Source organism: Actinomyces sp. S6-Spd3, from assembly GCF_000758755.1.
Lineage (GTDB): Bacteria > Actinomycetota > Actinomycetes > Actinomycetales > Actinomycetaceae > Pauljensenia.
The window spans coordinates 1-7,773 of sequence record NZ_JRMV01000013.1 but is presented as its reverse complement, the minus strand read 5'-3'; the positions used below and the strand labels follow the sequence as shown (position 1 = coordinate 7,773).

The 7,773-nt window shown below is 58.2% G+C and carries 6 protein-coding genes; 2 read left to right on the top strand and 4 right to left on the bottom strand.

What is annotated here, in order from left to right:
- Window positions 1-263: 263 nt before the first annotated feature.
- A complete protein-coding gene (locus HMPREF1627_RS00105) occupies window positions 264-1,550 on the bottom strand; it encodes an NlpC/P60 family protein (protein ID WP_034499685.1) in 1,287 nt (428 codons plus the stop codon).
- Between the two features lie 217 nt (window positions 1,551-1,767).
- On the opposite strand from HMPREF1627_RS00105, the gene HMPREF1627_RS00100 reads away from it, so the two are divergent.
- Complete coding sequence (locus HMPREF1627_RS00100) at window positions 1,768-2,976, top strand: alpha/beta fold hydrolase (RefSeq protein WP_034499683.1); 1,209 nt, start codon at window positions 1,768-1,770, stop codon at window positions 2,974-2,976.
- Window positions 2,977-3,027: 51 nt separating this feature from the next.
- On the opposite strand, the gene HMPREF1627_RS00095 is transcribed toward HMPREF1627_RS00100, so the two are convergent.
- The 3 genes from HMPREF1627_RS00095 to HMPREF1627_RS00085 all read right to left on the bottom strand — a co-directional run bounded on the left by HMPREF1627_RS00095 (window position 3,028) and on the right by HMPREF1627_RS00085 (window position 6,616).
- Complete coding sequence (locus tag HMPREF1627_RS00095; RefSeq protein ID WP_034499681.1) at window positions 3,028-4,245, bottom strand: hypothetical protein; 1,218 nt, start codon at window positions 4,243-4,245, stop codon at window positions 3,028-3,030.
- A gap of 270 nt (window positions 4,246-4,515) precedes the next feature.
- Window positions 4,516-5,853, bottom strand: a complete 1,338-nt coding sequence (locus HMPREF1627_RS00090; RefSeq protein WP_034499678.1) for an MFS transporter — start codon at window positions 5,851-5,853, stop codon at window positions 4,516-4,518.
- Between the two features lie 28 nt (window positions 5,854-5,881).
- The gene (locus HMPREF1627_RS00085) at window positions 5,882-6,616 is read right to left on the bottom strand and encodes a glycerophosphoryl diester phosphodiesterase (RefSeq protein WP_034499675.1); all 735 of its coding nucleotides are present in this window, start codon (window positions 6,614-6,616) and stop codon (window positions 5,882-5,884) included.
- Window positions 6,617-7,079: 463 nt separating this feature from the next.
- On the opposite strand from HMPREF1627_RS00085, the gene HMPREF1627_RS00080 reads away from it, so the two are divergent.
- A complete protein-coding gene (locus HMPREF1627_RS00080; protein ID WP_052040772.1) occupies window positions 7,080-7,724 on the top strand; it encodes a hypothetical protein in 645 nt (214 codons plus the stop codon).
- Window positions 7,725-7,773 lie beyond the last annotated feature (49 nt).

Genomic DNA, 7,773 nt, shown 5'->3' with positions numbered 1-7,773 from the left:
GCTACCTCCACACGTTGTTGGCAAATGTCACAGGCTATAACGCATGACATTCACCGACTTCGTGTGTCTTTTGCTGGGCCGAGCTCGTTTGCCGGACGAGCGCTTTCCCAGGCCAGCCCTTATGCTGACCCACCAAGCCACTTGCCCAGCCTCCACACGAAGTCACGAAATGACACAGGCTATAACGCATGACATTCACCGACTTCGCGTGACAAAAGCAGAGGACCGGAGAGCAGAGCCGAAGCCCACCCCCGCTCACACCATCACGCGACGCGAACCGCGTATGGCAGCACTGCGCTCCAACCGTAGATCGAGGTGATACGAACCGGAACACCGAAGGTCGGCGCCTCGATGATCTGGTTGTTGCCCAGATAGATCGCGACGTGGTCGATATTACCGCCGTCCCAGTTCCAGAAGATCAAGTCACCGGGCTGCGCCTGACTGACGGGCACGCGCGTTCCCTCGGAGTACTGCGCCTGCGACCAGTGTGTCAGATAGATGCCCTGTGACCGGTAGGCCATGGTGACCAAACCGGAGCAGTCATAGCCCGGTCCTTCGCCCGCCCACACGTAGGGTGCACCGAGCTTGGACTTTGCCCACGCGATTGCGCCCGCCGCGGCATCCGAGTTTCCGCCGCCACCGGAGTACGAGGGCTCACTATAGCTCGGCGCTGCGGGAGCGGGAGCAACATAAGAGCTTTGCTGGCGCTGCGACTGTGCTTGGCGAGCGGCCTCGGCAGCAGCGGCTTGACGTGCTGCTTCCGCGGCGGCAGCCTGGCGCGCAGCTTCAGCGGCCGCCGCCTGACGCTGAGCCTCGAGGTCGGCCTCGCGCTGGTTGATCAGTTCAACCGTCGTATTTTGCTTGCGCGCCAGCTCCTGGACCAGCGCATCGCGGCGCGCCGCGGTCATGGTCTGCGCGCTTGCAGCTGCACTTGCCGCGCTCTGCGCCTCGGCGGTGCGAGCCTCTACCTCTGCGGTTGCGGCAGCCTGCTTGGCCTGCGCTTGGACGGCCGCGTCATTCATGACATTGGCGACCTGCTCCAAAGCTGCGACCTTTTGCATTTTGATGTTTGCCGAGGCCGAGAAGGAGTCGAGCGTTGCTTGTTTCGTTTCAACTGTGCGCAGTCCGTCGGCGGAGAGGTACGGTGCAAGAGAGTCGAGCGAAGAGCCGCCTTCACGGTAGGCAGTCTGGGCAATGGAAGCGATTTCTTTCTTCCCTGCCTCGTAGTCGGCCTTTGCCTTGTCAGCATCGGCCTGTGCCTGGCGTGCGGTTTGAGTGGCCTGGTCGAGTGCGTAGCGCGCACCGTTGAGTTCTTCCGCAGCACTTTGCGCTTTTTGAAGCGCGAGCTCGGCTTCGGTCTTCACGCTTGCCAGTTCTACTTCAATCTGAGCGACCGACATTTTTGCTGCGTCTTCAGCTTCACGAGCTCGTGCAATGTCATCTTCACTGGGAGTTGCAAGAGCAATGCCGGGAGTTGCTGCAGCGAGCGAAGCAAATAGCACGGTCACGCTCAATGCGCGTAGGCCGCGACGCTTTGTCTCAATTCTCACTGGTCCACCTGTCGTTGCACGCCGGGATAAGGGCGTTCGTCTCTTCTTATACAGAATTCGAGGTTAGTTCACTTCGGCACCATACGCAACAATATTTAACCGAAGCCACAGAAATCACGATCGCAACAATCGCAACATTAGTCACACAAATCCCTCTCACCCCCGAGTTTTCCGCATAAAATCGATACACAAACCATCATCAGCAGGAGCAAGAACCATGGACGACATTGAACTCCCCGACACTCCGGCCTCACCGGAAAGCTTCAACGGCCTCGTCGATGAGAAGGTTCTTGCCCCCTGGGGAGAAGCCGGCCCCGCGCCCGTCGACCGCTGGCGCCAAGACGTGCTCGGCGCAGACTACGAATCTCGAACCATTCCCCTGATGGATGATGACGCGGGCCCCGTTGTCGCGACCCTTGTTCGCTACCGAGGCCCCGCTTCCTCGGCGCGCGCCTCCTCCCCTGCTGCGCCCGCACTTTCGCCTGCGCCGACAACTTCGCCTACTGACACGCACTCAGCGCGCAGCGAAGCTACGCCGCAGCCCCCGCACTTCATACTCCTTTATATCCACGGTCGAAACGACTACTTCTTCCAGAGTGAGCTCGCCGAAGACATCGACGGATGCGGTGGAGCATTCTATGCGCTCGATCTGCGCCGCTATGGGCGTTCACTGCGCCCGGGTCAGCGCATGGGATTCGTTTCAAACCTCAGCCTCTACGATGAAGATATTTCCGAGGCTCTCGACCTGATTCGCGAGGACTACCCCGATCTGCCGCTTGTCCTTATGGGACACTCGACGGGCGGACTCTTGGCAACCTTGTGGGCAAACCGTCACCCGGGCGCCCTTGATGGCTTGATCTTGAATTCTGCCTGGCTTGAAATGCAGACCATGGCTTCGATGCGTTCAGCTGTTGCACCAATCCTCGAACGGATCGCTTCACGCAATCCCATGTGGGCGGTACCCGGAGGAGATGGCCCCGACCACTACGGCCGTTCCTTGCGTGAGGGGTGGAATGCTCTTGACGCGCCTCTTCCCGATTCTCTTGCCGCTTATCCGGATGATCCTGCGATCAAGGGCTGGAGTTACGCCCTCGAGTGGAAGCGCCCCGGCTCATACCCGGCCTATGCGGCGTGGCTTGAGGCCATCTTGGATGGTCACGAAAACGTCGCGAGCTCAGTACACCTGGACATCCCTGTGCTTTCAATGATGTCAACGTCGAGCTATTTCGGCGAAGAGTTCAGCGAGGCAGTTTTCTCCAGCGACGTCGTTTTGGATCGCGAGGTCATTCTTGAGCGTTCCGCGCGACTCGGCCCACTGGTGACAATGGCAAGTTTCCCCGGCAAACACGACTTGCTGCTCTCGGACCCGCAGGTGCGCGCAGAAGTTTACGACACGATGAATCGTTGGATCGGAGCGTTTATCTAACTCACTCCGCGCGGGAGTCTCAGTGGGCGCAGCCCTGTCAACAAACGACGCTTAGCCTTCGCGCGAGTACTCGCGGATAATCTCGCGATTGACTTCGGCGAGCGACTCTCCCAAGGTCGGCCCTTCTTCGCCGCCCAGGTGCCACAGCGCCCACGCGTCACCGCCGACTTGAAAGTGCACTAAGGCTTCTTGTGGGTCAGTCCAGCTTTGTTCCCCCGCACGCAGGAGCCCATCTGCCGTGAACTCGCAATTCGCCTGCGGAGCCTCGAGAAGGATCGCGGGCACATCCTCGGCAATGATCTGCCCCAGGACACGCAGCGCGGCCGCATCGCGCGCAAGAACGGGGATTCCCGCCTCACGTGCGCGAGCAAGTTCTTCGGCTTCTTCCTCACTGACGAGGCCTGTGCCGGTTTCCTCATTCGCCTGCGGTGCCGCGTGGTGGTGGGGGTCCTCCCCCTCGCGCTCGATGACGTTTTCAGTGTCTGCACCATATTCGAATACTTCGTCAGCGTCGAACTCGCGCTCGCTCGTCTCCGCATAGTCGGCGGGATCAGCTTCTTCGGGGAACTCAGCCTCGGCCTCGGCGACCGGGTGAACGTTTGTGACGGTTACTTCCGGGATTGACGAGGCGATCGCGGGCACATCCTCGGAGCGGCCGGCGAGCAGGTGGGGGGCGTGGGCGTAGGTGCGCGGACCAACGGCGTGCACTTCGAGGAAGGAACGCCCATTGCTCATTTCGCGCAGGCTCATCTCGTGGACCTCAACGCCCGAGGCAGCGAGAACTTCCAGTGCGGGACGCACAGCCGGGTCGATGCTGCCAACAACCATGACGAGGCGCGGGCCAGCGCCGGGCGACGGCGGCATGGAATCGCGGAAATGCAGCCATCCTGACTTGAAAGCTGCAACACCACCGGGATACTCGCGTGCCAGATCAGACCACGACAGCGCTGCGGTGCCCGCGAGACGCGAGAGGGACTGGATCAGAGTATCGGAGTCTAAAAAGTCAAGAATTTCAACAGAAACAACCTGCCCCGAAGGGTCCAAGGCAGTCAGGCGCGGGGCCTCGTTTTCAGGAGAGCTTTCGTCGACGAAAGCCGGCGCTTCGAAGGGCGAAATATCGCGCCACGTAATAGGAAAAAGGGGACGCGAAACAATCTCGAGGACCTGATTGCACACTGCGTCAACAACTTCAGGGGTGAGACCACCGGAAACAGAGCGGCCGAATTGGGCGGGGATCAAACGCCCCTCGTCGAATTCAAAGAGAGCCATGAAGCCTCCAACCCCTCATGCCCTGCCGGCAGATGTGTGTTGATGAATGAATAGATGCGATCTGGTCTTATTGTTCCACAATCACGCGGTGGCATGGACGAAGACGAGCCGGGGAAGTTGAGAGTGGTGACAGGTGACAGGGCGGATCGATATGCGAAAAGCGGGTCCACATCGTCCGGATCTGATACCTCAGTACCGGGGACGATGCGGACCCGCCTAAGCAAGCACAGCCTGTTACAGCCGGCTAGAAGGACTGAGTCCTACGAAGGATCACTTCGCCTCGACGGCTTCCTTTGCCTTCGAGCGACGGTTGGAGAAGACCAACGCGTAGGCGCAAGCAGCGCCAACAGCGGCAACACACAGGGTGATCAGGAAGATGATGTGGTAGCCGGCCGCAGGATCTGCAGCGTGGGAATCAATGATGTTCGAGGTCGAGTAGTTCGCCCAGATGACGGGTGCGTACACGAGGAAGGAACCAACCGACATTGCGGAACCATTGATGTCTTCAGGCAGGTGAAGCTCGGCGATCGGAGCAAGGATCACGGACTTACCCAAGAAGACGCCGAAGGCCATAACGATCAGGAAGATCATTGCGGGCCACATCATCGAATCCGAGACGGGGAGCAGGTAAACCACACCCACACCGATGGCGATGACGGTCAGAGCGACAGCCATCATGGTGGTGGAGGACTTGAAGATGTAGTCAGCGAGGACACCTGCAACCAGGCCAGCAATGATGCCGACGAAGCCGGTCGAGAAGATACCGAAGGTCGAGGCCTGAGCGGTGGACGCCTGGTAGACGCGGGTCAGGTAGGGTGCGGAGGAGTAAATCAGGTTGACGTAGGCCCAGTAGACGCACATACCTGCGATGCCTGCGAACCACACGCGGGGCTGGATCAGAACCTTGCCGAGGCCCATGAGGGCTGCGGTGTTCTTGGAGTGTCCTTCGGACTCTGCAACAGCGTTTGCGGGGACGAAGCGGAGGATGGCGAAGATGTTCGGGATCAGCAGCAGCGAGTAGCCCAGACCGAAACCAATCATGATGCCGTTAGCGTGAGCCGGGAAAGCAGCGATGCAGCCGATGACGATCAGGTTCATGCAGAACTCGAGGCCACGACGCAGAGACTCGAGGAGGCCCATGGCCAGGCCGCGGCCCTTGGAGTCAGAATCGGAAGCCATGAAGGTGACGCCGTTAACGACGGCGGGCCAACCGATTGCATCCCACACTGCCCAAGTAGCAGCAATAACAAGAAGGGCTGTGAGGTTCAGGTTGTAGCCCAGAACCGGGGAGAGCCACAGGAACAGGAAGGTCAGCAGTCGCCAAGAAGCGAAGGCGATGAGGATCTTGCGGATCGGGAAGCGGTTGTTCACCCAACCTGCAGGAACGTACATGAACATCGCGAAGCCGAGGACGGTCATGATCTTACCGAAGTCAGCAACGCTGATGCCCAGAGCCTGGGTCATCGGGTCAAGCAGCGAACCCTTGAATGCCTCGAAGGAGACGTAGACAAATTGTCCGGTGAGGACGACAGAAAGGTAGCCGCCGATGCGGCCCTTCTGCATGAACTTAGGAAGGCGCGACTTTGTGCCTACTGAGGTTTCCGACATGTTGTTCAATTTACCTTTCGAGTTTTACTCACTGAAGATGGGCAAAAGAGTCTGCAACATCGGTGAAGACACCGGTTGCGCCCCAATTGAAGAGCTCGTTTGCTCGATCAATTGAATTCACAGTCCACACGTTCACTCCGAAGCCCGCCTCGCGGAATGCCTCGACCTTGGACTTGGTCAGACCGCGATCCTCGGGGTGAATGTACGATGCGCCGACAAGTTCAAGCATGGACTTCCAGTCGTCGTAGAGGGCAACCGTCTCGTAGAGGCAGCCGACCTCGTACTGGGGAGCGCGTTCCTTGATCTTCGCCAACAGCACGTGGTTGAAGGAGGAGAAGAAAACTTCGCGCTCGGGATCCAGGCCGGTCAGTGCATCGAGGATGGAATCGATGAGACGCATCGACATGGCTCCGCCTGCCTCGTTCGACTTAATCTCAATGTTCGCATTCAGACCACGACGGTTAAGGAGCTCGATGAGCTGCTCAAGAGTCGGCAGGGGCTGCCCGGCGAACTCGGGAGAGAACCATGCGCCTGCATCGATCGATGCAAGGTCGGACTTCTCCAAGCCGTAGTAGGAGCCACGGCGATTCGTGGTGCGATCCAATGACGTGTCATGGATGACGATCGGAGTGCCATCGCCCAGGATGTCGACGTCAGTCTCAATCCAGGTGAGTCCAGCGTCTGCAGTCTTTTCGAAAGCTGCAAGAGTGTTCTCGGGTGCGACACGGTTCAGACCGCGGTGTGCAAAAATGCGACGTTCCATAGTCAGTTCACTGACTTCCTTGTCGAGGGTGGACAAAATCAAAAATCGGACCAATCAATGTCCGATCTCCGTTGTTAATTATGAAACGCGTCATTTTTCGTGTCACCCGGTTATGTGTGTAGTAGGACACAGAATTGGACTTTATTTCTCAAGGTGACACCCTGTTATTTAGGGCCTCTTCGCAGGTCAGAGACACTTCGATCAAAATTGCCCACGAGCATCATCAGTGCCTGCACTTATGTGCAACCCTATCTGCACATAAGTGCAGGCGGGCGCATCTATGACATTGGCTCTATAAAAATGCCGCTCGTCACATTTTGACCGTCCCTGTACACCCCGCAACCCGAGCAGCAAAGCCCCTCAATATCTGGTGCCGGAATGCACTGAATGGCAAAGCAGAGCCTGTCGACGACGTTCAGGAATGTACCAGCTAGCACAAATTTCACATTGTTACGGTGGCAACATGGTGTTGGTCGCTCTTTTGCTCGTGCTCTTATTCATCGTCGTGATCTTCTTCTACATGGGAATGCTTCTGTGGATGCTCTTCTCCCCCGACTATCTGCTTGTCATAGTGTTTTCGGGCATTTTCACGGCGGATCACATGGGCTGGCTGACATCCTCAGAAAAGGCCCACTTCATTTGGGCAGTTCTCGCGATGGTTGTTGCCGGATTCGTCTATCACAAGCTCAATCACCTGCTGTACTCGGTCTCGCAACGCATCTACGCGATTGTCAGTTTCCCGATTGTGGTCGTATCAAGCCTGATCCTCATGCTGAACTTCGCCCTGAAGCTCGCAGAAGAAGTTGCACCCAACCTTGCAGATGATCCAACCATCGAACACGCAATTTACATTGTGTTTGCCATCATCATTGCCGTTCTTGCATGGCGTAAACGGCAAACAGCTATGGCTCGTCTGCACTCCCCTGCCAATATCGTGCTCACCAACGGCAATGTGATGGTTGTGGAGAGCACTAGCGCGATGCCTACGTCACCGTATACACCACAAGCCCCGACACCCGCTCCCTCGCCCGGCCCAGCACCCCTGCACACACCACCGACCACTTTCTCAGCGCAACCTGGCGCAAACTCAGGACCGAAGAAGTACTGAGACAGCGTCCATAACACGCACAGGGCCCCGCCAGCGCAAGCTGGCGGGG